Origin of the sequence: Streptomyces sp. NPDC091292, from assembly GCF_044757265.1 — a bacterium.
Lineage (GTDB): Bacteria > Actinomycetota > Actinomycetes > Streptomycetales > Streptomycetaceae > Streptomyces.
The window spans coordinates 63,202-89,774 of sequence record NZ_JBIVUQ010000029.1; the positions used below are offsets into that span (position 1 = coordinate 63,202).

At 70.4% G+C, this 26,573-nt stretch carries 27 protein-coding genes and 1 pseudogene; 13 read left to right on the top strand and 15 right to left on the bottom strand.

All coding sequences use genetic code 11. From position 1 onward, the window contains the following. Positions 1-33: 33 nt before the first annotated feature. Positions 34-867, bottom strand: coding sequence for a helix-turn-helix transcriptional regulator (locus tag ACIQNU_RS40105; RefSeq protein WP_401376497.1), 834 nt, complete (start codon positions 865-867; stop codon positions 34-36). A gap of 782 nt (positions 868-1,649) precedes the next feature. On the opposite strand from ACIQNU_RS40105, the gene ACIQNU_RS40110 reads away from it, so the two are divergent. From ACIQNU_RS40110 to ACIQNU_RS40140, 7 genes are all read left to right on the top strand, one after another. Then, positions 1,650-2,564, top strand: a complete 915-nt coding sequence (locus tag ACIQNU_RS40110; RefSeq protein ID WP_401376573.1) for a HipA family kinase — start codon at positions 1,650-1,652, stop codon at positions 2,562-2,564. Then, positions 2,561-2,944: a DUF3037 domain-containing protein gene (locus ACIQNU_RS40115; protein ID WP_401376499.1), complete on the top strand. Its 384-nt coding sequence runs from the start codon at positions 2,561-2,563 to the stop codon at positions 2,942-2,944. The genes ACIQNU_RS40110 and ACIQNU_RS40115 overlap by 4 nt, the downstream gene beginning before the upstream one ends. Positions 2,945-3,108: 164 nt before the next feature. Beyond that, the gene (gene fabG, locus ACIQNU_RS40120; protein WP_401376501.1) at positions 3,109-3,870 is read left to right on the top strand and encodes a 3-oxoacyl-ACP reductase FabG; all 762 of its coding nucleotides are present in this window, start codon (positions 3,109-3,111) and stop codon (positions 3,868-3,870) included. An 11-nt stretch (positions 3,871-3,881) separates the two neighbouring features. Continuing rightward, positions 3,882-4,649, top strand: a complete 768-nt coding sequence (locus tag ACIQNU_RS40125) for an SDR family oxidoreductase (RefSeq protein ID WP_401376504.1) — start codon at positions 3,882-3,884, stop codon at positions 4,647-4,649. Positions 4,650-4,746: 97 nt separating this feature from the next. Next, on the top strand, positions 4,747-6,372 hold the full coding sequence (locus tag ACIQNU_RS40130) for an ABC transporter substrate-binding protein (protein WP_401376506.1): 1,626 nt from the start codon (positions 4,747-4,749) through the stop codon (positions 6,370-6,372). 128 nt (positions 6,373-6,500) lie between these two features. Next, positions 6,501-7,184, top strand: a complete 684-nt coding sequence (gene ung / locus ACIQNU_RS40135) for a uracil-DNA glycosylase (protein WP_401376508.1) — start codon at positions 6,501-6,503, stop codon at positions 7,182-7,184. A gap of 225 nt (positions 7,185-7,409) precedes the next feature. Further along, positions 7,410-7,976 carry a hypothetical protein gene (locus ACIQNU_RS40140; RefSeq protein WP_401376510.1) on the top strand — a complete coding sequence of 189 codons (567 nt, stop codon included), beginning with the start codon at positions 7,410-7,412 and terminating at the stop codon, positions 7,974-7,976. A gap of 588 nt (positions 7,977-8,564) precedes the next feature. On the opposite strand, the gene ACIQNU_RS40145 is transcribed toward ACIQNU_RS40140, so the two are convergent. Together ACIQNU_RS40145 and ACIQNU_RS40150 are read right to left on the bottom strand one after the other, a co-directional pair. Continuing rightward, positions 8,565-9,101: a DinB family protein gene (locus ACIQNU_RS40145; RefSeq protein WP_401376511.1), complete on the bottom strand. Its 537-nt coding sequence runs from the start codon at positions 9,099-9,101 to the stop codon at positions 8,565-8,567. 104 nt (positions 9,102-9,205) lie between these two features. After that, on the bottom strand, positions 9,206-9,805 hold the full coding sequence (locus ACIQNU_RS40150) for a TetR/AcrR family transcriptional regulator (RefSeq protein ID WP_401376514.1): 600 nt from the start codon (positions 9,803-9,805) through the stop codon (positions 9,206-9,208). Positions 9,806-9,884: 79 nt separating this feature from the next. Between ACIQNU_RS40150 and ACIQNU_RS40155 the strand changes: the two genes are divergently transcribed. Both ACIQNU_RS40155 and ACIQNU_RS40160 read left to right on the top strand, forming a co-directional pair. After that, the gene (locus ACIQNU_RS40155) at positions 9,885-11,093 is read left to right on the top strand and encodes an FAD-dependent monooxygenase (protein ID WP_401376517.1); all 1,209 of its coding nucleotides are present in this window, start codon (positions 9,885-9,887) and stop codon (positions 11,091-11,093) included. 27 nt (positions 11,094-11,120) lie between these two features. Further along, positions 11,121-12,029 (top strand): Gfo/Idh/MocA family protein, encoded by a 909-nt coding sequence (locus ACIQNU_RS40160; RefSeq protein WP_401376520.1) that lies wholly within the window; start codon positions 11,121-11,123, stop codon positions 12,027-12,029. Here ACIQNU_RS40160 and lnt read toward each other — a convergent pair. The 7 genes and pseudogenes from lnt to ACIQNU_RS40195 form a co-directional block, all read right to left on the bottom strand. Next, positions 11,950-13,536, bottom strand: a complete 1,587-nt coding sequence (gene lnt, locus ACIQNU_RS40165) for an apolipoprotein N-acyltransferase (protein ID WP_401376523.1) — start codon at positions 13,534-13,536, stop codon at positions 11,950-11,952. The genes ACIQNU_RS40160 and lnt overlap by 80 nt on opposite strands. Before the next feature lie 118 nt (positions 13,537-13,654). Continuing rightward, on the bottom strand, positions 13,655-14,161 hold the full coding sequence (locus ACIQNU_RS40170; RefSeq protein WP_401376526.1) for a nuclear transport factor 2 family protein: 507 nt from the start codon (positions 14,159-14,161) through the stop codon (positions 13,655-13,657). A 108-nt stretch (positions 14,162-14,269) separates the two neighbouring features. After that, positions 14,270-14,446 carry a hypothetical protein gene (locus tag ACIQNU_RS40175; RefSeq protein ID WP_401376529.1) on the bottom strand — a complete coding sequence of 59 codons (177 nt, stop codon included), beginning with the start codon at positions 14,444-14,446 and terminating at the stop codon, positions 14,270-14,272. A gap of 192 nt (positions 14,447-14,638) precedes the next feature. Then, positions 14,639-15,049 (bottom strand): annotated as a pseudogene (locus ACIQNU_RS40180) (hypothetical protein); the annotation flags it as partial. Next, entirely contained in the window at positions 15,042-15,482 is a 441-nt protein-coding gene (locus ACIQNU_RS40185; protein WP_401376531.1) for an arsenate reductase ArsC, read from the bottom strand. The gene ACIQNU_RS40185 and the pseudogene ACIQNU_RS40180, both read right to left, overlap by 8 nt. Beyond that, positions 15,475-16,590, bottom strand: a complete 1,116-nt coding sequence (gene arsB / locus ACIQNU_RS40190; RefSeq protein ID WP_401376534.1) for an ACR3 family arsenite efflux transporter — start codon at positions 16,588-16,590, stop codon at positions 15,475-15,477. The genes ACIQNU_RS40185 and arsB overlap by 8 nt, the downstream gene beginning before the upstream one ends. Continuing rightward, complete coding sequence (locus ACIQNU_RS40195; protein ID WP_401376537.1) at positions 16,587-16,979, bottom strand: ArsR/SmtB family transcription factor; 393 nt, start codon at positions 16,977-16,979, stop codon at positions 16,587-16,589. The genes arsB and ACIQNU_RS40195 overlap by 4 nt, the downstream gene beginning before the upstream one ends. Before the next feature lie 150 nt (positions 16,980-17,129). Here ACIQNU_RS40195 and arsM point away from each other — a divergent pair, with 150 nt between their 5' ends. Further along, entirely contained in the window at positions 17,130-17,948 is an 819-nt protein-coding gene (arsM, locus tag ACIQNU_RS40200) for an arsenite methyltransferase (RefSeq protein WP_401376540.1), read from the top strand. A gap of 12 nt (positions 17,949-17,960) precedes the next feature. On the opposite strand, the gene ACIQNU_RS40205 is transcribed toward arsM, so the two are convergent. Both ACIQNU_RS40205 and ACIQNU_RS40210 read right to left on the bottom strand, forming a co-directional pair. Beyond that, the gene (locus ACIQNU_RS40205; protein ID WP_401376543.1) at positions 17,961-18,833 is read right to left on the bottom strand and encodes an undecaprenyl-diphosphate phosphatase; all 873 of its coding nucleotides are present in this window, start codon (positions 18,831-18,833) and stop codon (positions 17,961-17,963) included. A gap of 260 nt (positions 18,834-19,093) precedes the next feature. After that, positions 19,094-19,828, bottom strand: coding sequence for a TVP38/TMEM64 family protein (locus ACIQNU_RS40210; protein WP_401376545.1), 735 nt, complete (start codon positions 19,826-19,828; stop codon positions 19,094-19,096). Between the two features lie 49 nt (positions 19,829-19,877). On the opposite strand from ACIQNU_RS40210, the gene ACIQNU_RS40215 reads away from it, so the two are divergent. The 3 genes from ACIQNU_RS40215 to ACIQNU_RS40225 all read left to right on the top strand — a co-directional run bounded on the left by ACIQNU_RS40215 (position 19,878) and on the right by ACIQNU_RS40225 (position 23,055). Further along, positions 19,878-20,597, top strand: coding sequence for a DNA alkylation repair protein (locus tag ACIQNU_RS40215; protein ID WP_401376547.1), 720 nt, complete (start codon positions 19,878-19,880; stop codon positions 20,595-20,597). 309 nt (positions 20,598-20,906) lie between these two features. After that, positions 20,907-22,076: an elongation factor Tu gene (gene tuf, locus ACIQNU_RS40220; protein ID WP_401376550.1), complete on the top strand. Its 1,170-nt coding sequence runs from the start codon at positions 20,907-20,909 to the stop codon at positions 22,074-22,076. A 133-nt stretch (positions 22,077-22,209) separates the two neighbouring features. Beyond that, positions 22,210-23,055, top strand: a complete 846-nt coding sequence (locus ACIQNU_RS40225; protein ID WP_401376553.1) for a spermidine synthase — start codon at positions 22,210-22,212, stop codon at positions 23,053-23,055. Here the strand turns inward: ACIQNU_RS40225 and ACIQNU_RS40230 are convergent. Genes ACIQNU_RS40230 through ACIQNU_RS40240 form a run of 3 tightly spaced genes read right to left on the bottom strand, consistent with a single transcriptional unit; the run spans position 23,017 to position 26,401 of the window. Next, a complete protein-coding gene (locus ACIQNU_RS40230; RefSeq protein WP_401376556.1) occupies positions 23,017-24,402 on the bottom strand; it encodes an MFS transporter in 1,386 nt (461 codons plus the stop codon). The genes ACIQNU_RS40225 and ACIQNU_RS40230 overlap by 39 nt on opposite strands. Before the next feature lie 47 nt (positions 24,403-24,449). Continuing rightward, complete coding sequence (locus tag ACIQNU_RS40235) at positions 24,450-25,493, bottom strand: hypothetical protein (RefSeq protein ID WP_401376559.1); 1,044 nt, start codon at positions 25,491-25,493, stop codon at positions 24,450-24,452. A gap of 50 nt (positions 25,494-25,543) precedes the next feature. Beyond that, positions 25,544-26,401, bottom strand: a complete 858-nt coding sequence (locus ACIQNU_RS40240; protein WP_401376562.1) for a hypothetical protein — start codon at positions 26,399-26,401, stop codon at positions 25,544-25,546. Positions 26,402-26,573 lie beyond the last annotated feature (172 nt).

Genomic DNA, 26,573 nt, shown 5'->3' on the forward strand with positions numbered 1-26,573 from the left:
GTTTCCTGTGCTCGGATCAGCCCCGGACCGGCCTCAACTCGCCAGCCCATGACCCGCGCAGAACATTTCCGGAGCGGTCTCGTCCGCCCTGACGGCCCTGAGGACGCGGCAGCGGAACGGTGGTGCGTCAGCGTCCGTCGACCGGCCCTTCGCGCCACGGTCCACACGGCGGTGCCGGAGTTGTATGACGGCGGGATCGGGGCACCGGCCCGCGATCACCGTGATCGGCCCATGGACACCGACGGCGAGGGTGGGCGTGTCGCCGCGCCCGTCGCCGTCCCCGTGGGAAACGGAGCGCGCCAGCATGTACCAGGTCCCAGGGGGCACGTCCTCAAGTATGAATTCGCCCGGCCGGGTGAGCACCGCGCAGCGCACCGGATGGCCCTGGGGAATGCAGGTGGGGAAAAGACCGAGGAAAACAAAGTCGGCCGGCCGCGCCGAGGGAGTGAGGACCTGGCCGCGTAACGGAGTGGGTAACTCGGTACCGGCGGAACGACGCTGGGGACCCTCACTCTCGCCCGCACTCCCGGTCGGCGCCGCGGCAAGCTGTCGGTAGGTGGACGGAGTAATTCCAGTACACGACTTGAAGCAGGAGCTGAAGGTGCCGACGCTGCTGTAGCCGACCGCATGGCTGATCTCGGCGATGTTCAGCTCGGAGTTCACGAGTAAACGTTTCGCCTCTTGAAACCGTATGGCCCGGAGAAAACGTCTTGGGGATACTCCTGTCACATTCGTGAATCCCCGGGTGAAATGAAACTTGCTGAACCCTGCCGTCTGTGCCATGTCGTCAATCGTCAGCTCTTCGCCGAAGTTGGCGTGCATATCGGTGATGACACGAGCCACGGCTTGAGCGATGGCGGTCTCCATAAACTCTCCTCGTCCGGCGATACGTCGTTTCCGTAGTTTCTGCGGAAACGCGATGGGGAGTGCGCACAGAACGGCTGAGCGTGTTTCGCTGCTTTGCAAGAGCTTTGGGGAGCAAGACGCTTCAGGAATATATACTTGAAAAATAGGGAGGGCAAGACCGCTCCCCCCCTCGGACCGTCACATTCCGGCCATGGGGTGTCCTGTCCTCGGTCGCTATGTGTCGCCCTCCCGTGGGGGCGTGCCCGGCATGGTGATGAGGGCGGGTCCGCTAAATGAACCACCCGGAGTAGCCGCGTTGTGGGCCTTGTGAAGTAGGCGGTCGGGGTGTGCGATGGCCAGGGTCCCGAGCGTGATTCTGATGAATCCGGAGGGGCGGAAGTTGTGGGGCGCGGCGATCGAGTGGCGCCCCTGCGTGACAGCCGCATCACCGTCAGTGGGCAGGGTTAATAGTTATCGCTTTCTATAGTCATACCTTTCCCCGGTTGCACCCTGTGCCGCTCAAAAAGTCGTCACTCCGACTCATGCGGCGCGTTTGTTTTCGTCGCCGTGTCTGTATTTGTCGACGAGGTCGCCGAGTATGCGGATGTTCAGCGGCCTGTGGGCTGTTCCGGAGGGTCCGGCGGTGGTTGATTGCGGGGCCGATGGGGAGGGTGGAGCGGGTGCTCGTGGTGCTGCTGATCGTGGCCTTGGCGCGGTAGCTCGGGCACTCTGCGCGTGCGATCACCCTCGGTTACTATGCACACTCCATGCCGGAGGCCGGAAACAAGGGGTGGCCTGAGCACATGCTGAACGAGGTCACCGCGGTCCGCTACATCACGCCGTTGCGTGAGGGTGGCTCGCTGCCTGGGCTCGTCGAGGCCGACGACCTCGGCGCGTACGCCATGAAGTTCACCGGCGCGGGACAGGGCCGCAAGACCCTCGTCGCCGAGGTGATCTGCGGTCAGCTGGCGCGCCGGCTCGGGCTGCGTATGCCGCGCCTCGTCACCGTCCTGCTGGACCCCGTGATCGGCCTCGGCGAACCCGACCCCGAGGTGCAGGAGTTGCTCAAGACGAGCGGCGGGCCGAACCTGGGCGTCGCGTTCCTGTCCGGAGCGCTCGGCTTCGACGCACTCGCCTACACCGTCGACCCGGTCGAGGCCGGACGCGTCGTCTGGTTCGACGCCCTGGTCAACAACGTCGACCGGTCCTGGCGCAACCCCAACATGCTGGTCTGGCACGGCGATCTGTGGCTCATCGACCACGGCGCGACGATGATCTGGCACCACAACTGGCCCACCGCGACGACTTCCGCCGCCAAACCGTACGACGCGTCCGACCACGCACTCGCCCCCTTCGGCCCCGACGTCGCGACCGCCGCCGCCGAACTGGCGCCGCTCGTCACCGAGGACCTGCTCACCGAGGCGGCGGCCGACGTACCCGACCCCTGGCTCGTGGACGAGCCCGGGTTCGACAGCCCCGACGCCGTACGCCGCGCGTATGTCGCGGCACTGCTCCCACGCGCGCGGACGATCCACGAACGCATCACCCTCGGCCCCCGCGACACCGCGCTCACCGCCCGCCCGACGGGATGGTTCACGGGCGACGACACGGGTGGCGCGTTCGTAGGCGGCAACAAAGGCGATGCGTTCGCCGACGGCAACAAAAGCGGCACCGGCGACACGGACGACACGGACGGCAGCAAAGGCGAGGGACGATGAGCGACCGTGACGTCTTCGAGTACGCGCTGCTGCGCGTCGTCCCGCGCGTGGAGCGCGGCGAACAGATCAACGCGGGCGTCGTCGTCTATTGCCGCGCCCGCTCCTACGTCGGCGCCCGAACCCACCTCGACGAGGCCCGACTCACGGCACTCGACCCGGATGTCGACCTGCCCGGGGTACGGGCCGCCCTGCACGCGGTCGCCGGGGTCTGCGCGGGCGGTGCGAGCGCCGGTCAGGCGGCGGGCGACGACGCGGGACGGCGCTTCCGGTGGCTGATCGCGCCGCGCTCGACCATCGTCCAGCCGGGCCCGGTCCACACCGGACTCACCGCCGATCCGGAGGCCGAGGCCGATCGGCTGCTCGACCTCCTGGTGAGGTAATCGATCACACCCGCAGGGTGGGGCGTTGACACCGGGTGCCAGGGCTTCTAGCGTCACGTGCGGCGAAGGTACTAAGCGGTCGCTCACCCGAGGGCGTACCGTGGGAGCCGCATCCCGGCGCTTCACCGAGCTGTCCAGGCTTTCCGAGGGCGAGGAGAACCAGCATGTCCAGCACTGACCAGCGTGTCGCCGTAGTCACCGGTGCCGCGCGCGGCATCGGCGCCGCGACCGCCGTACGACTGGCCGCCGAAGGCCGCGCGGTCGCCGTGATCGACCTCGACGAGTCCGCCTGCAAGGGCACCGTGGAGCAGATCAAGGCCGCGGGCGGCCGGGCCATCGCGGTGGGCTGCGACGTCTCCGACCAGGAGCAGGTCGAGGCCGCCGTCGCGCGGATCGTCGAGGAACTCGGCGCGCCCACCGTCCTCGTGAACAACGCGGGCGTGCTCCGCGACAACCTGCTGTTCAAGATGGACGTCTCGGAGTGGGACACCGTCATGAGCGTGCACCTGCGCGGCGCCTTCCTGATGGCCAAGGCGTGTCAGAAGCACATGGTGGACGCCGGGTTCGGCCGGATCGTCAACCTGTCGTCGTCCTCCGCGCTCGGCAACCGCGGCCAGGTCAACTACTCCGCCGCCAAGGCCGGACTCCAGGGCTTCACCAAGACCCTCGCCAAGGAACTCGGCAAGTTCGGCGTCACCGCCAACGCCGTCGCCCCCGGCTTCATCGCCACCGAGATGACCAAGGCCACCGCCGACCGCGTCGGCATGGGCTTCGAGGACTTCAAGGCCGCCGCGGCCTCCATGATCCCCGTACAGCGCGTCGGCACGCCCGACGACATCGCCAACGCCATCGCATTCTTCACCGGCGACGACGCCGGGTTCGTCTCCGGGCAGGTCCTGTACGTGGCCGGCGGCCCCCTCAACTGACGGGACGGCACATGACTGTTCACGACAGCGTTCAGGACAGCGGACGCGTCGCCCTCGTCACCGGCGCCAGCCGCGGGATCGGGTACGGGATCGCGGAGGCGCTCGTCGCACGCGGCGACAAGGTGTGCATCACCGGACGCGGCGAGGACGCCCTCAAGGAGGCCGTCGAGAAGCTCGGCGCGGACCGGGCGATCGGCGTCCCCGGCAAGGCCCACGACGAGGCCCACCAGGCAGCCGCCGTCGCGCGCGCGATGGAGGCGTTCGGCCGGGTCGACTTCCTCGTCAACAACGCCGGGACGAACCCCGTGTTCGGCCCGATGGCCGACCTCGACCTCAATGTCGCCCGCAAGGTGTACGAGACCAACGTCATCTCGGCACTCGGCTTCGCACAGCAGACGTGGCGCGCGTGGCAGAGGGACAACGGCGGCGCGATCGTCAACATCGCCTCTCTCGCCGGTGTCTCGGCCTCGCCCTTCATCGGCGCGTACGGCATGAGCAAGGCCGCCATGGTCAATCTGACCCTCCAGCTCGCGCACGAGTTCGCTCCGCGGGTGCGCGTCAACGCCATCGCGCCCGCCGTCGTCAAGACCAAGTTCGCGGCGGCCCTGTACGAGGGCCGCGAGGAGGAGGCCGCGGCGGCGTACCCGCTCGGCCGCCTGGGCGTGCCCGAGGACATCGGCGGCGCCGCAGCATTCCTCACCTCGGACCAGTCGGACTGGATCACCGGTCAGACACTTGTGGTGGACGGTGGCATCTTCCTCAATGCGGGCGTCGGCTGACACATCCCACCAGGATCGGCGAACACGTCAAACACGACCTTTCCACGTATCAAGTGCCCCGTTCGCGTACGCGGTTCAGCGGGCGGGGCGCTGCGATATGGTCGCCCGACCCCCCTGGTTCGGCCGATCGAGGAGCGTGCGCGTGTTCGTCCGGTTCCGATGTGTGCGGCAGATGACGGCGATCGCGTCGATATCCGTGCTCGCCGGGTGCGGCCCCTGGTCCGACGGGGCGTCCGGGGACGACAAGACCATCACGGTGGGGACGACGAGCGCGCCCAGCACGCTCGATCCCGCGGCCTCCTGGGACGGCTCCTGGGAGCTGTTCCGCAACGTGTTCCAGACACTCCTGAGCTATCCGAGAGGCGCCTCGGCACCCGAGCCGGACGCGGCCGAACTGTGCAAGTTCTCCGACGACTCGAACCGCACCTACGCCTGCACCCTGCGCGAAGGCCTGACGTTCTCCAACGGGGACAAACTCGACGCCAAGGCCGTCAAGCACTCCTTCGACCGCATCATGGAGATCGACGTGCCGGGCGGACCCAAGGGGCTGCTCGGCAGCCTCGCCGGTGTCGAGGCGCGCGGCGACCGGGAAGTCGTCTTCAACCTCAACAAGCCCGACGCCACCTTCCCGTTCGTGCTCGCCACGCCCGCGATGTCGATCGTCGACCCCGACGACTACCCGGCGGACGCCCTCCGCAAGGACGGCAAGGTCACCGGCTCGGGTCCCTACTCGCTCAAGTCCTACGACGAGGGCAAGCGCGCCGAACTCGTCAAGAACGGGAACTACAAGGGCTACGCCGACCGCAAGAACAACGCCGTCACCATCCGCTACTTCCAGGACTCGACCACGATGGTCGACGCCCTCAAGAGCAAGAAGATCGACGTGACCTTCCGGGGACTGTCCTCCGAGGACATCGTCGACCTCCAGAGCAACGACTCCAAGGACGGCCTCCAACTCGTCGAGGGCGCCGGTACGGAGATCAGCTACCTGGTCTTCAACCCGAAGGACCCCTGGGCGAACAAGCTCTCCGTCAGGAGGGCCATCGCGCAGGTCATCGACCGCAGCGCCATCGCCCACAAGGTCTACAAGGACACCGTCGACCCGCTGTACTCGATGGTCCCCAGCGGCCTCGCGGGACACACGACCGGGTTCTTCGACAGCTACGGCAACCCGAGCGCGAGCAAGGCCCGCGACATCCTCGCCGAGGACGGCATCACGGAGCGCGTACCGCTGGAGCTGTGGTTCACGACCGACCGGTACGGCTCCGCGACGGCGCCCGAATTCGCCGAGATCAAGCGGCAGTTGGAGGCGTCGGGCCTCTTCACCGTCACCTTGAAGAGCCGCCCGTGGAAGACCTACGAGGCCGGGTACCGCAAGGGCGAGTACCCGGTGTTCGGGCGCGGCTGGTTCCCCGACTTCCCCGACCCGGAGAACTTCATCGCACCGTTCGTCGGCGAGCAGAACGCCCTCGGAACGCCCTACCCCGCGCGCGAAATCACCGCGGAGCTGCTGCCGCAGTCCCGTCAGGAGAGCGACCGCGCCGCCGTGATCGGCGACTTCCAGCGCGCGCAGAAGATCCTCGTCGACGACGCCCGGCTGCTGCCGCTGTGGCAGGGCAAGCAGTACGTGGCGGCCAGCGACGACATCTCCGGTGGTGAACGGGCCCTGGACCCCTCCACGATCATGATGATGTGGGAGCTGGACCGGAAGACGAGCTGGTAGGACGCGGGCCGGTCCGGCAGGTCACGGGTCCGGGGCCCGTTGTCAGTGGCTCCGGGTAGGTTCTGGGGAGTGGACGCGGCCGTCCCGACGGGTGGCCGCGAAGTGACCGTACCCCGGAGGATGTTGACGTGACCGACACCGCCATGCTGCCCGAATCCTGGCGCGGCGTTCTCGGCGAGGAGCTTCAGAAGCCCTACTTCAAGGAACTCGCCGACTTCGTCGAGGAGGAGCGGGCGCAGGGTCCCGTCTACCCGCCGCGTGACGAGGTCTTCGCCGCGCTGGACGCGACGCCGTTCGACCGGGTGAAGGTGCTGATCCTCGGCCAGGACCCGTACCACGGTGAGGGCCAGGGGCACGGACTGTGCTTCTCCGTCCGGCCCGGCGTGAAGACGCCGCCGTCGCTGCGCAACATCTACAAGGAGATGAAGGAAGAGCTGGGCCACCCGATCCCGGACAACGGCTATCTGATGCCGTGGGCCACCCAGGGAGTGCTCCTGCTGAACGCGGTGCTGACCGTCCGCGCCGGCGAGGCGAACTCCCACAAGGGGAAGGGGTGGGAGAAGTTCACCGACGCGGTCATCCGCGCGGTGGCCGACCGGCCCGACCCCGCCGTGTTCGTCCTCTGGGGCAACTACGCGCAGAAGAAGCTCCCCCTCATCGACGAGGACCGGCACGTGGTCGTGAAGGGCGCGCACCCGTCCCCGCTCTCCGCGAAGAAGTTCTTCGGCTCCCACCCCTTCACCCAGATCGACGAGGCAGTGGCCAAGCAGGGCCACGAGCCGATCGATTGGCGCATCCCGTACTTGGGGTGACGAAGACGGGGCGCTGGCGCTGGCGCTGACCTGAGCGGGGGAGGGGAGGGGGCGGGGGAGCGGGGGGTAGGGGGGGAGGGGGCGCGAGGGGGGAGCCGGTCTGTCTGTCTTGCTGCGGCGCCCGTCCCCGGCTCGTCTGGCTCAGCCCGGTGGGCGGCTCCCCGCGCCTGAGCCGGATTGTCAGTGCCGACCTATAACGTCGTGATCGCATTGGACGATCGGCGTATGAGCGGCGGTCGGTGCGCGAGTGTGGAGGACGCGGTGGCGGAGCAGCAGGAGCAGGCGGCGGAAGACGTCATGATGACCCGCATCGGACAAGCCGTCATGCTGCATCACGGGGGCGACCGCGAGGAGGCCCGCGACCGTTTTCTCGCGCTCTGGGCGATCATCGGCGAGGACGGGGACCCCCTGCACCGCTGCACTCTCGCGCACTACATGGCCGACACCCAGGACGATCCGTCCGACGAACTGGCCTGGGACCTCCGAGCCCTGTCCGCCGCCGGGGAACTCACCGACGGGCGGGTGGCCCAGCACCACCAGTCCCTCGCCGTACGCGGCTTCTACCCCTCGCTGCATCTCAATCTCGCCGCCGACTACATGAAGCTCGACCGGCCCGACGACGCCCGCAGCCATCTCCGGCAGGCATATGGCGTGCTGGACGCCCTCGGGGACGACGGCTACGGCGACGGTGTCCGCTCTGCCCTCGCGCGCCTCGCCCATCAGCTGGACGAGGGAACCGGCCCCGGCCCGTCGGGCGAGGGACCGGTGGGCCCGCCGCGCCGGGAGTCGTAGCCCGGCGCGCTCCCGATCGCGTCAGCGGCGCCCGTACGTCTCCCGGCAGATACGGGCCTCCGGGCTGTCCGCCTTCCAACCTCCGTACTCCCGCCCCAGCGCGCACACATCCGACTTCGGACCGGTGGCACCGGTACCTGCCCTGCTCCCGGCGCCTGAACGGCTGTCGCCGCCGGGGTGCGTGGGTCGCCGTGTCGGGGCGGTGGCGCCGTGCCGGTCGGGTCGGGGTGGGCCGTCCGGGTTCCGGGCCCGGGGCGTCGGATCGGGGGCGGGGGCTGGTGCCTTCGGTGAGGCGCGCTCCGGAGGGCCCACACGTTCCAGCGCCTCCCGCGCCGGGGCCTGCACGATCCTCGGTTCACCACCGGTGTCCGCGCGCGGCGCAGGGGGCACGGACGTCACGGGCGGAGGCACCAGGGTGCCGCTCCCTCCACGCTCACACAGCCGGAAACCGCCGACACCGCCACCGTGACCAGCAGGACCGCCGTCGTCTTCGCTCGATGCACCCGCGCCACTCTGGCGCTTCGGCGGCCCTGTCGGTGGCGGGCGAATTCAGGTTGCCCCGGACGAGTGACACGGGCGGCCGTGCGGTCAGTCGCCCGTCGTCCCGTCCACCAACTCCCGTACGAGATCCGCGTGGCCGTTGTGGCGTGCGTACTCCTCGATCATGTGCACATAGATCCAGCGCAGGTTGTGGGACTCGCCGTTACGGGTCGTAGACGCGAGGTCGTCCAGGGCGAACCGTGCGGCCCGCTCCCTGGCCTGCTCGATCTCGTGCTGCCACACCCCGTACGCATCGGCCCAGGTGTCCGCGTCCGTGAGGTGGAACTCGCCGTCCGGGTCCGCCTCGCTGTAGTAGAGCGGAGGCGCGTCCTCGCCGGCCAGCGTCAGGCGGAACCAGATCCGCTCCACCTCGGCCATGTGCCGTACGAGCCCCATCAGGGACAGCTCGGACGGCGGGACCGCCGCGCGGCGCAACTGCTCGTCGTCCAGGCCCGCGCACTTCATCGCGAGCGTCGCGCGGTGATAGTCCAGCCAGGACTCCAGCAGGGGGCGTTCGCCGGCGGCGGTGGGCGGCTCGGCGCGTTCCGGTACCGCGTCGCCCGGCAGAGGGGAGGAATTCGACATGACCGCATCCTTGCCCGTCACCCCACCGGTCGACCAGCCATTATGTGCCGCCCGCACCACGACCCCGGCCGTCCAGCACCAAGGCCCGCCCCCGCACCGCAACCTCATTCGCCCCCCAGCATCCCGCCCAACAGCTCCCGGAACCCCGTACGCAACTCCTCCAGCGTCGGCTGCGTCGCGTGGTACGCCCCCGCCGCGCACAGGAACATCATCCCGTCGCACCACGCCACCAACGACAGTGTGTGCCGTTGCGGATCGGGGGAGCCCATGGCCGTGAGCAGGGCGAGCAGGGGCTGCTGGAACTGCTGTCCCGTCGCGTCGTAGAAGGCGCGCAGCTCCGGCCGGCGGGTGGCCTCCAGGGCCAACTCGTAGCGGCAGACGAGCAGTTCACGGTGGCGCGTGAGATAGCGGTGCAGGGCGAGCGCCATGCCGTCCACGAGCGAGGCGAGCCCGCCCGCCGGATCCGGCATCTCGTCCATGCTCAACACCTGCGACTCACGCTCGGCCAACCGCCGCACCGCCACCTCAAGGAGCGCCAGGCGCGTGCGGGCGTGGTTGGACGTGGAGCCCAGGGGCAGCCCGGCCTTCTCGTCGACGGCGCGATGCGTGAGACCCCGCATGCCGCGCTCGGCGAGCAGGGCGAGTGCGGCATCGGCGAGCAGGGTGGCGCGCTCGGCGCCGGAGGGGGTGGTGCGTACGGGCATGGGGTCAATCTATCTCCGTCACTACATGTGTAGTACGGTCGAGATGTCTCGTACTACATCTGTAGTTCCAGGAGGAGTCGTGGCCGAGCCCCGCGCTGTCGTCGTCGGAAGCGGTATCGGCGGTCTCACCGCCGCCGTCGCCCTGCACCAGATCGGCTGGCACGTCACCGTCCTGGAACGGGCCGCATCCCTGGACCCGGTCGGCGCCGGAATCGGCCTCGCGCCGAACTCCCTGCGCGCCCTCGACGTCATCGGCCTCGGCGACGAGATCCGCGACCTGGCCGCCTGGCAGGGCGACGGCGGTATGCGCATCCCGCGCGGGCGCTGGATCCAGCGGATGGACGCGTCGGCGGCGCGCGAGCGCTTCGGCGGACCCCTCGTCCTCGTCCACCGCGCCACCCTCATCGACCGCATCGCCGCGCAGCTCCCGGCGGGTGTCATCCGTACCGGCTCCCCGGCGAAGGTGTCCGACCCGGGCGTCCCGGCCGGGCGGCGGGCCGTCGTCAGCACACCGGACGGCGATCTGGAGGCCGACCTCGTCGTCGGCGCCGACGGGATCGACTCCGCCGTGCGGCGCACCCTGTTCCCCGAGCACCCCGGCCCGGTCTACGCGGGCCTCACCGTCTGGCGCGTCGTCGTCCCCGCCCCCGACCGCCCGTTCGAGCCGCACGAGACCTGGGGCCCCGGCGCCATCTGGGGCACCCAGCCCCTCAAGGACGGCCGCATCTACGCGTACGGGGCCGCCGCGCTCCCCGCGAAGCACCCCGCGCCCGACGGTGAGCACCCCGAGCTGCTGCGCCGGTTCGGCGACTGGCACCACCCGATCCCGGCGATCATCGCGGCGGCCGAGGGCGGGCCCGTCCTGCGTAACGACGTGCACCACATGGAGACCCCGCTGCCTGCCTACCACCAGGGCAGGACCGCCCTCATCGGCGACGCGGCACACGCCATGGCGCCCACCCTCGGACAGGGCGGCAACCAGGCCATCGAGGACGCCGTCGTGCTCGCCCACCACGCCACCCCCGCCGCCGACCTGGCCACCGCACTCGCCGGCTACTCGGCGGACCGCGTGCCCCGTACGACGGCGGTGGTACGCAAGGCCGCGCGGATCGCCCGGATGAGCACCGTCACCAACCGCCCGGCCGTCGCCCTGCGCACCGGCCTCATGTCCCTCGCCTCGCTCTTCGGCCCCGGCGTCGTCCTGCGCACCTTCGACGACATCGCGAACTGGCGTCCGCCCCAGCACACGTATGCTTCCGAGCAGTCACCAACCACCCGGACCGCTTAGACCCGCACCGCTTAGAGGAGATCCCCTGTGAAGGTCGGCTGCATCGGACTCGGCGACATCGCGCGCAAGGCGTATCTGCCGGTCCTCACCACCCGGCCCGGGATCGAACTCCATCTGCACACCCGTACCCCCGCGACCCTGCGGGAGGTGGCCGCCGTCCACCACATTCCGGACGCGCGCTGCCACACCGACCTGGACGCCCTCATCGCCCAGGGTCTCGACGCCGCCTTCGTCCACGCGGCCACGGCAGCGCACCCCCAGATCGTCACCCGCCTCCTCGAAGCGGGCGTCCCGACCTATGTCGACAAGCCGCTCGCCTACGAACTCGACGCGTCCGAACGGCTCGTCCACCTCGCCGAGGCCCGTGGCACCAGCCTCGCCGTCGGCTTCAACCGCCGTTACGCCCCCGCCTACACGCAGTGCGCCGACCACCCCCGCGAGCTGATCCTGATGCAGAAGAACCGCGTCGGGCTGCCCGAGAACCCCCGCACCTTCGTCCTCGACGACTTCATCCACGTCGTCGACACCCTGCGCTTCCTGGCCCCGGGACCCGTGGACGACTTCGGCGTACGCGCACGGACCGAGGGCGGACTGCTGCACCATGTCGTCCTGCAACTCGGGGGCGACGGCTTCACCGCGCTCGGTGTGATGAACCGGCTCAGCGGCTCCACCGAGGAGATCCTCGAAGTCTCGGGACAGGACACCAAGCGCCAGGTGGTCAACCTCTCCGAGATCATCGACCACAAGGGCCAGCCGACCGTGCGGCGGCGCGGCGACTGGGTGCCGGTGGCCCGGCAGCGCGGCATCGAGCAGGCCGTCCTCGCCTTCCTGGACGCCGTCGGCGCGGGCAAGATCCTCAGCGCCCGGGACGCACTGGCGACTCACGAGCTGTGCGAGCGCGTGGTACGCGCGGTCGAGGAACAGGCCGCCGTCTGACCGCACGGGCGCCCTCGGCCGCGCACAGCAGCGCGAGTACGGTCAGGGCGCCCCGCACGGGCCAGTCGCCGAACCGGACGTACGGCGTCACACCCGTCGCGAGCGGCACGTCGTACACCTCCGCCGCGCTCGCGCCCGTCCCCAGCCACGCCCCGACGCGCTCGCCCTGCGGGCCGTACACGGCGGACACGCCGGTGAGCGTGGCGTGGACCATGGGGCGGCCGGTCTCGGCGGCCCGCAGCGCGGCCAGGGACGCGTGCTGCGGCGGCGCCCAACTGTGCTGGAACGACGAGGTCGCGGACTGCGCGACCAGCAACTCGGCGCCGTCGTCGGCGAGATGGCGGCTCATGTCGGGGAACGCCGACTCGAAGCAGACGAGCGGCCCGATCCGCAGGCCGTGCCCCACGTCCATCAGCGTCTGGCGGCTGCCCCGGCGGCGGTCCTCACCGGCCGCCTCGCCCACGGACGTCGCCCAGCCGAGCAGCGAACGGGCCGGTATGTACTCGCCGAACGGCACCAGGCGCATCTTGTCGTAGCGGTCACCCGTGGGCCCGCGCGGGCCTACCAGGACCGAACTCTTGTATATGCCGGGCGCGTTGGCGGGGTCCGCGCTGCGCGCGTCGACGTTCACCAGGATGTCCGCGCCGACGAGACGCGACAGCGCCGCGACACGGTCCGCGAGGTCGGGGCGCCGGGTGAGATCGAACCCGACGCTGCTCTCGCCCCAGACGACGAGATCCACGTCCTGCCCGGCGAGCGTGCGCGTCAACTCCTCCTCGCGCGCGAAGCGCCGGTCCGCGCTGCCCGCGCCGTCCACCACCCCGGGCTGCACCACGGCGACCCGCACCCGGCCCGCCGGCTCCGGCCGTGGCGCCCACGCCCAGGCGCCCGACACCACGGCGACGGCGACGACGAGCCCGGCCACGGCGGGCGTACGGGCGTCACGCGCCGCGATCAGCAGGACGACGCACGTGTTGAGCGCCACGACCAGCAGGCTCAGCAGCCAGACACCGCCGAGCGACGCGAGCCGCAGCGCCGGATCCACCTGCCACTGGCTGGAGCCGAGCAGGCCCCACGGCCCGCCGAGCCCCTGCCAGGACCGCACCAGCTCGATCATCAGCCAGCCCGACGGCAACACGGCCAACGCGACGACCGCGCGCAGCGGCGACGGTCGGCCGCCGCCCAGCAGATGGCGTACGAGCAGGCCCCACGGCACCCACAACAGGCCGAGCAGCGCCGCGATCAGGACCGTGAACACATGCAGGCTCGGTAGCAGCCAGTGGTGCACGGCCAACATGAAACCGAGCCCGCCGAACCACCCGTCGAACGCAGCCTGCCGCCCCGTAGGTGCCTGACGGATCATCAACATCCAGGGGACCAGGGCGAGATACGCGAACCACCAGAGCGAGGGGGCGGGGAAGGCGAGGGCCGGGAGTGCGCCGGCCGCGAGGGCGGTGAGGGCGCGCCCTTTCGGTGTGTCGAGGAGTGCGCGGCGGAGCAGTTCCATGCGGCGCCTTCCTCTGGCAGGGCGCGGTGCGTGGAACCAGTGTGCGCGCCGCCGGCGATCTCGGACAGAGGGCAGCGGGGTGGGGTGGGTTGGTGCGTGAGGAGTGCTGGGGGAGTGCTCAGGGCGTGCCGGACGCGGGCGCCGAAGCACCCTTCATACGCCGCCACTTCTCCTGGACGACCACCTGGTTGAACCGCCAACCGCCGCCCGTACGCACGAGGGTGAAGGCGTATCGGCCGCCGCAGACGAAGTCCGGTGCGGTGGAGGTGTCTTCCGTGGCGGACGGGGTGTCGCCCCGCGCGAAGCGCATCGGGTTGATGAAGTCGGCCCGCACGCGCGCGGTGTCGCCGACGTCCTGGTCCAGGGTCTCGAAGTGGACCTGACGGTTCACGATCAGATGCTGTCGCATGGTGAACAGCTCCATCGCGCCGGTGAGCCACTGGGTGATCTCTTCGGCGTCTCCTTCGATTCCGCCCGCCGAGCGGTAGTCCGCGCGTCCGCCCGGCGCGAAGAGCTGCCGGTACGCGTCCCACGCGCCGTCGTCCACGGCCACGGCGTACTCCGTGACGAGGGCGTCCACTGCCACACGGTCCATTACCGTCGCAAGTTCCACACGCTGTGTCATCGGGTCAGTCTTGGTCACCCGGCCCGCTGAGCCAAGGGGCGCGTAGGGGGCCGGGGCCTTGGATACGGCTGAGTGACCGGAAAGGACGGGTGCCTCGGGGTGCCGAGGTCACCATTCCCTGACGTCGGTGCGGATCGCGGCGGCCCACTCGGTGACCAGCGCCTCGTACGTACGGCGCTCGTCCGCCGACAGACGGCCGCCCGCTCGAAGCCACAGGTCGCGGATCTCTTCGTTCAGCGCGTCGGCGGAACGCACGCAACCGGAGTGCTCTTGGGTGCGGGACATGCCGAGAAGCTTAGGGCTTCGCTCTGACCATCCGCTACGGCGTGGCTCCAGATCATTACTCTCCGCGAGGTGCCGGGCAACGCTTCAAAGGGAAACTTTGCAGGTCAGAGGGGCATTCCTTGCCTTCGGTGACCTTGCCTGGAGCTTGTCGGCTGTGAGAGAACTCTCCCTCAGAACGCCAATCCGCCCCATCTATCGGACCGGTCCGCACTCGTCGATCAGGACGGTCGGCTCCGTCAGGAAGACATCCGGGTCGACGGGCCCGCAGGCGACGTTGAACGTGTCGAGCCAGTACGACCAGTCCCGGATCCCCATGGCACTGCTGAACCGGTAGTTCAACTGCCAGCGGACCCACTGGCCCGGATCCAGGCGGACCGCCGGCGGTCTGCGCCGTCGGGGCGGCAGGCCGAACAGCGGCTCCACGCGCGCGTGCACCCGGAGCCGATCACGCTCGTGGCGCAGACTGACGCCGATCTCGCGGAGATCCGTCCGGCTCACGCGTGGCGCGAAGTCGTCGTCCTCCGACATCCGGACGACGTGGGCGAACCCGGGGGGCGTCTCCGGCAGTGAGAACCCGACCGGCGCCGCGTTCCTGTCAGGTGCGGTCGGGGTCGGGGTCGTGGTCGTGCAGGAGTTCCGTCATCAGGATGCGGACGCGCCGCTCGATCTCGTCCCGGATCGGGCGGACGGCCTCGACGCCTTGTCCCGCCGGGTCGTCGAGCTTCCAGTCGAGGTACCGCTTGCCGGGGAAGACGGGGCAGGTGTCGCCGCAGCCCATGGTGATCACCACGTCGGACCCTCGTACGGCCTCCGTCGTCAGGACCTTCGGGGTCTCGGCGGACATGTCGATTCCGGCCTCCGCCATCGCCTGCACGGCAGCCGGGTTCACCGCGTCCGCCGGCGCGGACCCGGCGGAGCGCACCTCGATGCGGCCCTGGGAGAGATGGGTGAGGAAGGCGGCGGCCATCTGCGAGCGCCCGGCGTTGTGGACGCAGACGAACAGTACGGAGGGCTTCGCGGCGGGAGCGTCAGACATGGGCGGAACCTTCTGGGAGGACTGCGGGGTCGGCAGCCGCCGTGGTCGGGGGGAAGTAGCGGCGGGCGGCGAGGGCGACGTATACGAGGCCGATGAGGACGGGGACCTCGATGAGCGGGCCGACGACTCCCGCGAGGGCCTGGCCGGAGGTGGCGCCGAAGGTGGCGATGGCGACCGCGATGGCGAGTTCGAAGTTGTTGCCCGCGGCGGTGAACGCCAGCGTCGTCGCCTTCGGATAGGTGAGCCCGACCGCGCGGCCGACGGCCAGCGACCCGGTCCACATCAACGCGAAGTACACCAGGAGCGGCAGGGCGATCCGGGCCACGTCCCACGGCCGCGAGGTGATGGCGTCGCCCTGGAGAGCGAAGAGCAGGACGACGGTGAACAGCAGCCCGTACAGGGCGAACGGCCCTATGCGCGGGATGAGTTCGCTCTCGTACCAGGTGCGTCCCCTGGCCTTCTCGCCCAGGCGGCGGGTGAGGAATCCGGCCAGCAGGGGGATGCCGAGGAAGAGGAGGACGGAGTGGGCGATCTCCCACACCGAGACGTCGAGCGAGGTCTGTTGCAGGCCGAGCCAGCCGGGGAGCACATTCAGGTAGAACCAGCCCAGCGCGGCGAAGGCGATCACCTGGAACGCCGAGTTCAGGGCGACCAGGACGGCGGCGGCTTCGCGGTCGCCGCGGGCCAGGTCGTTCCAGATGATGACCATCGCGATGCAGCGGGCGAGGCCGACGATGATCAGGCCGGTGCGGTACTCGGGCAGGTCCGGCAGGAAGGCCCAGGCGAGGGCGAACATCAGCGCCGGGCCGACGATCCAGTTGAGGACCAGGGACGGGACGAGCAGGGCGCGGTCGCGGGTGACGGTGTCCAGGCGGTCGTAGCGGACCTTCGCGAGGACCGGGTACATCATCACGAGCAGGCCGAGCGCGATCGGCAGCGAGACGCCGGTGACGGTGACCTTGGCGAGCGCGTCGCCCAGGCCGGGTGCGAGGCGGCCCAGGCCGAGGCCGGCGGCCATCGCGGCGAGGATCCATACGGCGAGGAAGCGGTCGAGGAACGACAGCTTTCCGGCGACCGGGCCGGTCGCCTGAGGGGTCGGCGCGCTCACGACGCGGTCGCGGTGGACCGGGGGGCCGGGGCGCCGGGGCGGGTGAGGACGGCGGCGAGCCGGTCGGTCGTCTCGGGCAGCAACCGGTAGTACACCCATGTACCCCGGCGTTCGGAGTCGATCAGTCCGGCCTGCTTCAGCAGTTTCAGATGGTGGGAGATCGTCGGCTGGGACAGGTCGAAGGCGGGGGTCAGGTCGCAGACGCAGATCTCGCCGCCGTCCCGCGAGGCGATCATCGACAGCAGCCGCAGCCGCACCGGATCGCCCAGGGCTTTGAAGACCCGGGCCAGGCCGGTGGCCGTCTCTTCGTCCAGGGGGGCGGTCAGGAGGGTCGGGCAGCACCCGTCGGCGCCGTCCTGACCGAGCACCACCAGCTCTTGTTTCGACATGCTTCTATGTTGACGTTTTTCGATGCAGGGCGCAAGGTTGTATCGAAAGATGTCAATCCAGCGTGGTCCGGGCCGATCCAGGCCATGTGATCAAGGCTTCAGCAAGGCTTCATCAAGGCTTCCGGGCCCAGTCGTCGAGGAGTGAAGGCCATGACCGAGCAGTTCGCCGGGCAGTCCACCGACCTGCGCGAGACCGTCCGCCGCCGTTACGCCGCAGCCGCGGTCCAGGTCACCGAGGGCGGCACCGCCTGCTGCGGGCCCGCCGCGATCGAGATCGACGACACCTTCGGCTCCGCCCTCTATGGCGACGCCGAGCGCGACGCACTCCCGGCCGAGGCCGTCGCCGCGTCCCTCGGCTGCGGGAACCCCACCGCCGTCGCCGACCTCCGCGAAGGCGAGCGGGTCCTGGACCTCGGCTCCGGCGGCGGCATCGACGTCCTGCTCTCCGCCCGCCGGGTCGGCCCCACCGGCAAGGTGTACGGGCTCGACATGACGGAGGAGATGCTGGCCCTGGCCCTGGCCAACCGGGAGAAGGCCGGTGTCACCCACGCCGAGTTCCTCAAGGGCACCATCGAGGCGATCCCCCTCCCGGCCGCCACGATCGACGTGGTGATCTCCAACTGTGTGATCAACCTGTCCACCGACAAGGCGGCCGTCTTCGCCGAGACGTACCGCGTCCTGGTCCCGGGCGGCCGGATCGGCGTCTCGGACGTCGTCGCCGACGACGCCCTCACCCCCGCCCAGCGGGCCGAGCGCGGTGACTACGTCGGCTGTGTCGCGGGGGCTCTCTCGTTCGCCGAATACCGCGCCGGGCTCGAAGAGGCCGGGTTCACCGACATCGAGATCATCCCGACCCACGCGGTCGCGGACGGGATGCACTCCGCCATCGTCCGGGCCACCAAGCCACGGACCGCCCGGCCCCGTATCGCGGACGGCGCCCCCCGCCCCTGCCTCTGCTCCTGCCCGTGAGGCAAGCCCGCGTCAGTGGCCCGACTCACCCGCGTGCGGACTCAGTACACCCATGCTGACCAGGACGATCAGGGCGATGCCCAGGATGATGCGGTAGTAGACGAACGGCATGAAGCTCTTGGTGGTGATGAACTTCATGAACCAGGCGATGACCGCGTACCCGACCACAAAGGCGATCAGCGTCGCGAAGAGGAGCGGGCCCCAGGAGATGTGCCCTTCGCCCGCGTCCTTCAACTCGAAGGCGCCCGAGGCGAGTACGGCCGGGATCGCGAGGAGGAACGAGTAACGGGCCGCCGCCTCACGGGTGTAGCCCATCAGCAGGCCGCCGCTGATCGTCGCCCCGGAGCGCGAGACGCCGGGTACGAGGGCCATCGCCTGGCACAGACCGAAGATCAGGCCGTCCTTGACGCCCAGTTCCTTCAGGGTCTTGCGCGGCTGCGCGGCCCGGTGCTTGCCGCCCGTCTCGTCGCGTGCGGCGAGACGGTCCGCGAAACCGAGGACGAGGCCCATCACGATCAGCATGGTCGCGGTCAGCCGCAGATCGCGGAACGGGCCCTCGATGTGGTCCTTGAGCGTCACGCCCAGCAGCCCGATCGGGATCGAGCCGACGATGACCAGCCAGCCCATCTTCGCGTCATGGTCGCTTCGCATCGACTTGTTGAAGAGCGAGCGGCACCATGCCGACACGATCCGCACGATGTCCTTGCGGAAGTAGATGAGGACCGCGGCCTCCGTACCGATCTGCGTGATCGCCGTGAACGCCGCTCCCGGGTCTTTCCAGCCCGCGAAGGCGGCCGTCAGCCGCAGGTGGGCGCTCGACGAGATCGGCAGGAACTCGGTCAGCCCCTGGACGAGTCCGAGGATGAAGGATTCAAACCAAGACATGAAGTAACGGGATCCAAGTGCTGATCGAACCTGACCACGCAGGCGCACGCGCAGGCCGGAGGCGGACGGGAACAGGGCTGGTGCAACGGCGACGGTGACGGCGAGGACGCGGTACGCGCCCACCCACGACGTGGTACACGCCCACGCACGGTGTTCACGGCTCCGTTCGGGGCAGCGTAGCGCCCCTCGGTGACGGCCCCTTCACAGGGCCCCCGCCCTTGCGTTCACTCAGCGGGCGTGCACCTCGCCGACCCCGCACCTCACCGACCCTCACCCCGGAGCCGGTGCCTCTTGGTCCACGCGACCACCGCCCCCGCCAGTCCCGTCACCGCGATGAACCCCATGGCGATCAGGAACGCGGGAGACGTCGGAGCCGCCGCGCGGGAGCCCGCGATCACATAGGCGGCCGTGTTCGGGATCGAGCCGAGCGCTGTCGCCAGCAGGAACGGCGTCCAGCCCATGCACGACACCGCCGCGCAGTAGTTCACGCCCCAGAACGGCAGCCCGGGGAACAGCCGGGCCGCCATCATCGAGCGGAAGCCGTGCCGGCTGAGCTGTCCGTCCGCCGCCTTCAGCCACCGGGCCCGCAGCAGGGGACGCAGCGCGTCCTGGCCCAGGGCGCGGCCGAGCCCGAAGGAGACGGCGGCACCCAGCACCGTACCGGCGAGCGCGGCGCCGAGGCCGAGCTGTGAGCCGAGGAGCGCGCCCGCGGCGAGATTCAGCAGCGGACGCGGTACGAACGCTGCCGTGCACAGCCCGTACGCCACGGCGAAGACCACGGCCGCGGCGGCCCCGTTGAGCTGCGGGGGCCAGCCGTCCGCGAGGAGACGCTGCGGCTCGAAGAGCAGCACACCGCAGGCCGCACCGGCGAGCAGCACCACCAGCAGGGACAGCCGTGACCAAGGGGAAAGGAGTGTTCTGAGCCAGCGCGCGACGAGCGGCGCGCGGCGGTCTCCGGCGATGACCGGCTGCGGTGGAGCTGCGGGGTCGAACACCCGGGGAGACTAACTGACGAACCCACGTGATCGCCGTAGGGTGCCTCCCATGAGCACCACGGTACGGGGGACCAGCGGCACCGAAGGCGACCTGTCCGACCTGCTCCTGACCCGCCTCACGGCCGCCTACGCACCGGCGGCCGACCCCGCGCGCGGTGCGGAGATGCGCGCGTACATGAAGGACGTCGCCCCTTTCCTCGGTCTGCCCACGCCCCGGCGCCGCGCTCTCGACAAGGCCGTGCTCGCCGGCGCCCCGCCGCCCGGCGAGGCCGAGTGCCGGTCCGTCGCCCTGCGCTGCTGGGACCGTCCCGAGCGGGAGTACCAGTACTTCGCCGTCGACTATCTGCGCCGTCACGTGGGGCGCTGCTCGTCCGCGTTCCTGCCCGTGGCCCGCGTGCTCGTCGAGACGAAACCCTGGTGGGACACCGTCGACGCGCTCGCCGCACATGTCGTCGGCGGCCTGGTGCGCGCCGATCCCGCGCTCGCGGCGGACATGGACGTTTGGATCGAGGACGACGACCAATGGGTGGCGCGTACCGCACTGCTCCACCAGCTCCGCTACAAGGACGCCACCGACACGGACCGGCTCTTCGGATACTGCGTCCGGCAGGCGGGCCACCCCGGGTTCTTCATCCGCAAGGCCATCGGTTGGTGCCTGCGCGAGTACGCGAAGACCGATCCCGACGCCGTACGGGCCTTCGTGGAGCGTGAACGCGACCGTCTGGCACCGCTGTCCGCGCGCGAGGCCCTCAAGAACATCGGCGCTTGAACCGCTCCCACCCCCTGATCACGGCCCGTGATCACGGCCCGCGAAAAACCATTGGACGCCGGCCACGGGCGTCGGAAATGATCTGCCGCATGTTCCGGTACGCCTTCGTCCTCGCAGCATCCGCAGTCGCGGATGCACCGAAGGCTGCCGTAGAGATCGTCATCGCAGCCGTCGACGGCGCACGAGGCTGACCCTCCCCGGACTGTCCGGCGGACCCCCGAGGGGGAGGGTCGGCAAGGTCCTGGGGTCCCCGGCGCGGGGCGAACTCCGCGTCCGTATCGGTCACTTCCCCCTCTGCGAGGATCAGCCATGCCCAAGACGGCATACGTGCGCACCAAGCCGCACCTCAACATCGGCACCATGGGCCACGTCGACCACGGCAAGACCACCCTGACCGCCGCCATCACCAAGGTGCTCGCCGAGCGCGGCACCGGCACCTTCGTGCCCTTCGACCGCATCGACCGCGCCCCGGAGGAGGCCGCGCGCGGCATCACCATCAACATCGCGCACGTCGAGTACGAGACGGACACCCGGCACTACGCGCATGTGGACATGCCGGGCCACGCCGACTACGTCAAGAACATGGTCACCGGAGCGGCGCAGCTCGACGGGGCGATCCTCGTCGTGTCCGCGCTCGACGGGATCATGCCGCAGACCGCGGAGCACGTCCTGCTGGCCCGTCAGGTCGGCGTCGACCACATCGTCGTCGCCCTCAACAAGGCCGACGCGGGCGACGAGGAACTGACCGACCTGGTCGAGCTGGAGGTCAGGGAACTCCTCTCGGCGAACGGCTACGGCGGTGACTCCGCGCCCGTGGTCCGCGTCTCCGGACTGAAGGCACTGGAGGGCGACCCGAGGTGGACGTCGGCGATCGTCGCGCTGCTCGACGCGGTGGACACCTATGTGCCGATGCCCGAGCGGTACGTCGACGCGCCGTTCCTGCTGCCCATCGAGAACGTGCTCACGATCACCGGACGCGGCACCGTCGTCACCGGCGCCGTGGAGCGCGGGACCGTACGCGTCGGGGACCGGGTCGAGGTGCTCGGCGCGGAGGTGGACACCGTCGTCACCGGTCTGGAGACCTTCGGCAAGCCGATGGACGACGCGCAGGCCGGGGACAATGTGGCGCTGCTGCTGCGCGGTGTGCCCCGCGACGCCGTCCGCCGAGGTCACATCGTCGCGGCGCCGGGCAGCGTCACGCCCAGCCGCCGCTTCACGGCGCAGGTGTACGTCCTGTCGGCGCGCGAGGGCGGCCGGGCGACACCGCTCACCACCGGCTACCGGCCGCAGTTCTACATCCGCACCGCGGACGTGGTCGGTGACGTCGACCTCGGCGACATGGCCGTGGCCCGGCCCGGCGACACCGTCACCATGACGGTCGAACTGGGGCGGGACGTGCCCCTGGAGCCCGGTCTGGGCTTCGCGATCCGCGAGGGCGGGCGCACCGTCGGCGCGGGCACGGTGACATCGGTCGACTGAACCGAGCCACCTGAACCGAGCCGAGCCGACCGAGCCGGGTCGACCGGAACCGTACGGAGCGTGCCCGCTTCCCGCACTTCGCGGGAGCGGGCACGCGTGCGTGCCGTCGTCCGGGCGGCGGCACAATGGACCCGTGAACGACCCCCTGCCCGTCAGCCAGGCCGTGGACCACGGCACGGCCAAACTCCTGCCCGACGTCGACCGGGACCGGGCCTGGCTCCTGACGATCGACGGCGCGCCCCAGTCGTACGTGGACCTCGACGAACCCACCCACCTGGAGTTCGAGTACACGCGCCGGCTCGGTCACGTCATCGACACGGCCGCCGAACCCGCGCTCCCGCTGGACGTGCTGCACCTCGGCGGGGGCGCGCTCACCCTGCCCCGCTATGTCGCCGCGACGCGTCCCGGATCCCGCCAGGACGTGGTGGAGGCCGACCACGGGCTCATCGGGCTCGTCGCCACCCACCTCCCGCTGCCCGACCGCTCGGGGATCACGGTGCACGCGGCGGACGCCCGCGCGTGGCTGGAGGGTGCGTCGGCCGACTCGGCGGACGTGCTCGTGGCCGACGTCTTCGGCGGCGCCCGCGTCCCCGCGCACCTCGCCGCGCTCGGCTACGCGCGCGAGGCAGACCGCGTACTGCGCGCCGACGGTCTCTATCTGGCGAACCTCGCGGACGGCGCGCCTTTCACGTTCCTGCGCTCCCAACTCGCCACCTTCGCGGCCGTGTTCCAGGAGGTGGCGCTGATCGCCGAACCCGCCGTCCTGCGGGGCCGCCGTTTCGGCAACGCCGTACTCGTCGCATCCCACCGGGGCATCGCCGTCCCGGCGCTCACCCGGCTGACGGCCGCCGACGCGTTCCCCGCACGCGTGGAGCACGATGCGGCGCTGCGCCGCTTCCTGGGGTCCGCGCGGCCCGTACGGGACGAGGACGCCGTCGCCTCACCCGAGCCCCCGGACGGAGCCTTCAGCGTCGGCTGAGGCGTTCCCGCTCGGGGTGTTCCCGGCCGGGGCGTTGCCGCTCGGTGTGTTTCCGCCTGCCCGAGTCTCCGTACCGGACTTTTCCCCTGCGGGGGCCGGAACCGCGTGCGCGATCTCCTTGGTGCGCCGCGTCAGATTCCGTACGTCCGGCACGAACAGCACCGCCGCCGTCACCAGGACGACGAGGGCCGCGCAACCCCAGAGCGCCGATGAGCGGCCGAAGGCGGTCTCGGCGGGGCCCGCCAGGGCCGTCGCCAGCGGAACCATGCCGACCGAGCCGAACCAGTCGTACGCCGAGACCCGTGAGAACTTCTCCTCGGGGATCTCCTGATGCATGGTCGTGATCCACGAGACGCCGAACACCTCGATGGCCACACCGCTCACGAACATCACGGCCGCGAGCCCCCACACCGGCAGCGGCACCGCGAGCGCGGCGGACGGCAGCGCCAGCGGGAAGACGCACAGGGTTCCCACGAACAGCAGCCGGTGCGGCTTCCACCGCGTCATCAGCAGAGCCCCGCCGACCGTGCCCGCGCCGAACGCGCCGAGCGCCAGGCCCCAGGGGCCCGGTCCGCCGAGTTCGTCACGGGCGACCAGCGGCCCGTACACCGCCTCGGCCGCGCCGACCACGGCGACGACCACCGAGAACTGCGCGACGATGCTCCACAGCCAGGGCCGGCCGATGACCTCCTGCCAGCCGTCGCGGAGGTCCGAGAGCAGACCGTGGCCCGGCTCGCGCGCGGGGATGTGCCGGACGTCCAGGAAGGCGCGCAGCCCGCCCGCGACCGCGAAGGCCGCCGCGTCGACCGCGAGGACCCAGCCGGGGCCCATCGCGGCGACCATGGCCCCGCCGAGCGCGGCGCCGCCGATGCCCGCGCCGTGCATCGCCATCCGGTACATCGCGAACGCCCTGCTGGCCTGCTCGCCGGTCACCGACGACATCAGCATGCCCTCGGACGCGGGGCTGAAGAACGCCTGTCCGGTGCCGCCGAGCGCGGAGAGCAGCAGCATCTGCCAGAGCTGCGGTTCACCGGCGATGACGAGCAGCGCGAACGCGCCCTGGGACACGCAGTTGAGGGTGTTGGCGGCCACCATCACGCGGTGCCGTGGCAGCCGGTCGGCGACCGCGCCACCCACGAGCAGGAACAGCACGAGCGGCACGGTGCGGGCCGCGGCCACCAGTCCGACGTCGCCTCCGTCGCCGCCCGCGTCGAGAACGGCGAACGCCGCCGCGATCAGGGCGCCGTGGCTGCCCAGGTTGGTGACTATCGCGGCGGCGGTCAGCAGGGTGTAGTTGCGTCCGGCCCAGGAGGGTTTGCGCGGACGGAGGGCGGCGGGAGAGTTCACCGGGGGACTATCCCGCCCGGAAGGCGCGTTGCCAAACCGTTTTTCCGTCAGCCCGTGGGAGTCCCGTGCAGACGGACCGTCTTGAGGATCTTCATGATCGTCTCCTCCGGGACCTCCTCGTCGACGCCCTTGGCGCCGTACAGGTTCCAGGCCACGAAGTCGCCCTTCGAGTTCTTGAACCCGAAGGTGATCGCCTTGCCGTCGCTCGCGCACTTGCCCTTCTGGGGCGTGTTCGTCGACCGGGCGGTCGCGATGCTGCCGGTGATCCCGGACGTCGTCGTGAAGGGCTTCGCCTTCTTGTCGAACGTGATGCTCTTCTTGTCGGGCTGCGTGTAGCCGCCGAAGACCCACCACGGCACCTGGTTCACCGCGACCTCGTCGGTGCTCTTGGCGCCGTTCGCGCCTTTGGTGCCGACCGCGGCCAGAGCGGTGTCGCTCATGCGGCCGTCCTTGTCGTCGTCCGACTGGCACCACTTGGACTTGTAGTACGCGGGCGCCGACATGGTGATGATCGGCTTGCCGTCGGCCTTCTTGGCGTCCTCGAAGCCGATCATCGTGTCCGGCGTCTCGATCTCCCAGTCCGCGGGGACGTCGAACGCGGTGCCCCACTTGGGGTTGATGACGACCTTCCAGCCGTCGATCGTCGCCTTCTCGTCGTCCGTACCGCGCGGGTTGTCGTCGGCCGTCCCGCCGGAACCGGCTCCCGCCGTGCCCGGCTCCTTGGTCGCGGAGGCGGACGGCTTGTCCTTGACCTTCTTGCCGTCGTCGTCCTTGGCGCTGTCGTCCTTGTCGCCGCCCAGGACCAGGAACCCGGTGACCCCGGCCGCGACGACGACGGCACTCGCGGCCACGATGGCCACGAGCTTCGTCTTCTTCTTGTCGCCCGACGGCGGCTGCGGCCCGCCGATCGGCACCGTCGGAGCGCCCCAGCCCGGCTGCTGCTGCCCAGGCTGCTGGGCGTACGGATTCGGCTGCTGATACCCCGGCTGCTGATAGGGGTTCGGCTGCTGGTAACCCGGCTGCTGATACGGATTCGGGTTCTGGTCCTGCGGGTTCTGCTCGCCCCCGGGCGGCTGCTGTCCTGGCCACATGGGCAGTAACCATAGTGGCGCCCCGGAAACAGTTCGGTCACCGGCCCTTGTCAGGTACGTACCGGTGTCAGGTACATATCGGATTCCCAGGAACCAGTGTGTTCAAGGGGTGCCTCTGTCCACTCAAGGGGTTCCGTGGAGGCGGACAGTGCTGAGGATTTTCCGCACGGTGGCGTCCGGTACCTGATCGGCGACCCCCTTCGCACCGAAGAAGGTCCAGGAGGCGAAGTCGCCCCGGGCGTCGCGGAGGCGAACGCGGTCGCCGTACCTTCCGTCGCGCACTTGCCCGTTCCCGGGGTGCCCGACGAACTGGCCGTCGCCACACTGCCCTTGAGCCCCGAGCTGGTCGTGTACGGCTCGGCGGGACCCGTGCGGACCCGGTTGTCGTCGGGCTGGGCGTACCGCCCGTAGACCCACAGCCGGGCGTTGTCCCGGGCCGCCTCACCGGTGCTCCTGGCGCCGTTCTCGCCGCGGGATCCGGCGGTGGCGAGCGCGGTGTACTCCTGGGTGCCGTCCCTGTTCTCGTCCGCCGCGCACCACCGCTCCTTCAGAGACGCGGGAGCCGCCATGGCGACCAGGGGCTTGTCCTCGGGATCGTCGTCCTCGGCGACATAGGTGACCCAGTCCCTGGACTTGAGTGACCACTCGGGCGGGACGTCGAAGGCGATGCCGCGCCGCGCGTTCACGACGACCTTCCAGCCGTCGACCGTCGCCTTCTCGTCGTCCGTCCCGCGCGCGTTGTCGTCGTCGGCGGACGCCCCGGGGCCCGTCGGACCGGCATCGGCCGCGTCGGCCGTCCGCGACGCGGAGGCGCTGGGGCCGGGGCCGGCGTCATCGCCTTTGTCGCCTCCCAGGACGACATAGCCGGTGACCCCGGACGCGATCACCACGGCACTCGCGGCGACCACGGCCACCACCGTGCTCGTACTCCACCGGCTGTTCCCGCCTCCTGGCGGCTGCTGACCCGCATTCATGGGGCGCAACCCTAGACGAGTCATTCCTATGTGATCAGTGGTCGTAGGCGATCAAGGATCGTGTGACCGGCTGGCCGGTCTTGTGGTTGTGCCAGATCGCGGCGGT

What these genes read in the sequence shown, in the direction of transcription:
- ACIQNU_RS40145 (WP_401376511.1), bottom strand. Translation starts at nt 9,101, where the DNA reads ATGTCGAATTCCTCCCCTCTGCCGGGCGACGCGGTACCGGAACGCGCC.
- fabG (WP_401376501.1), top strand. Translation starts at nt 3,109, where the DNA reads ATGTCCAGCACTGACCAGCGTGTCGCCGTAGTCACCGGTGCCGCGCGC.
- arsM (WP_401376540.1), top strand. Translation starts at nt 17,130, where the DNA reads ATGACCGAGCAGTTCGCCGGGCAGTCCACCGACCTGCGCGAGACCGTC.
- lnt (WP_401376523.1), bottom strand. Translation starts at nt 13,536, where the DNA reads ATGGAACTGCTCCGCCGCGCACTCCTCGACACACCGAAAGGGCGCGCC.
- ACIQNU_RS40110 (WP_401376573.1), top strand. Translation starts at nt 1,650, where the DNA reads ATGCTGAACGAGGTCACCGCGGTCCGCTACATCACGCCGTTGCGTGAG.
- ACIQNU_RS40205 (WP_401376543.1), bottom strand. Translation starts at nt 18,833, where the DNA reads ATGTCTTGGTTTGAATCCTTCATCCTCGGACTCGTCCAGGGGCTGACC.
- ACIQNU_RS40195 (WP_401376537.1), bottom strand. Translation starts at nt 16,979, where the DNA reads ATGTCGAAACAAGAGCTGGTGGTGCTCGGTCAGGACGGCGCCGACGGG.
- ACIQNU_RS40175 (WP_401376529.1), bottom strand. Translation starts at nt 14,446, where the DNA reads ATGTCCCGCACCCAAGAGCACTCCGGTTGCGTGCGTTCCGCCGACGCG.
- ACIQNU_RS40150 (WP_401376514.1), bottom strand. Translation starts at nt 9,805, where the DNA reads ATGCCCGTACGCACCACCCCCTCCGGCGCCGAGCGCGCCACCCTGCTC.
- ACIQNU_RS40130 (WP_401376506.1), top strand. Translation starts at nt 4,747, where the DNA reads ATGGTCGCCCGACCCCCCTGGTTCGGCCGATCGAGGAGCGTGCGCGTG.
- ACIQNU_RS40140 (WP_401376510.1), top strand. Translation starts at nt 7,410, where the DNA reads ATGAGCGGCGGTCGGTGCGCGAGTGTGGAGGACGCGGTGGCGGAGCAG.
- ACIQNU_RS40185 (WP_401376531.1), bottom strand. Translation starts at nt 15,482, where the DNA reads ATGTCTGACGCTCCCGCCGCGAAGCCCTCCGTACTGTTCGTCTGCGTC.
- ACIQNU_RS40235 (WP_401376559.1), bottom strand. Translation starts at nt 25,493, where the DNA reads ATGTGGCCAGGACAGCAGCCGCCCGGGGGCGAGCAGAACCCGCAGGAC.
- ACIQNU_RS40105 (WP_401376497.1), bottom strand. Translation starts at nt 867, where the DNA reads ATGGAGACCGCCATCGCTCAAGCCGTGGCTCGTGTCATCACCGATATG.
- ACIQNU_RS40215 (WP_401376547.1), top strand. Translation starts at nt 19,878, where the DNA reads ATGAGCACCACGGTACGGGGGACCAGCGGCACCGAAGGCGACCTGTCC.
- ACIQNU_RS40125 (WP_401376504.1), top strand. Translation starts at nt 3,882, where the DNA reads ATGACTGTTCACGACAGCGTTCAGGACAGCGGACGCGTCGCCCTCGTC.
- ACIQNU_RS40170 (WP_401376526.1), bottom strand. Translation starts at nt 14,161, where the DNA reads ATGACACAGCGTGTGGAACTTGCGACGGTAATGGACCGTGTGGCAGTG.
- ACIQNU_RS40115 (WP_401376499.1), top strand. Translation starts at nt 2,561, where the DNA reads ATGAGCGACCGTGACGTCTTCGAGTACGCGCTGCTGCGCGTCGTCCCG.
- tuf (WP_401376550.1), top strand. Translation starts at nt 20,907, where the DNA reads ATGCCCAAGACGGCATACGTGCGCACCAAGCCGCACCTCAACATCGGC.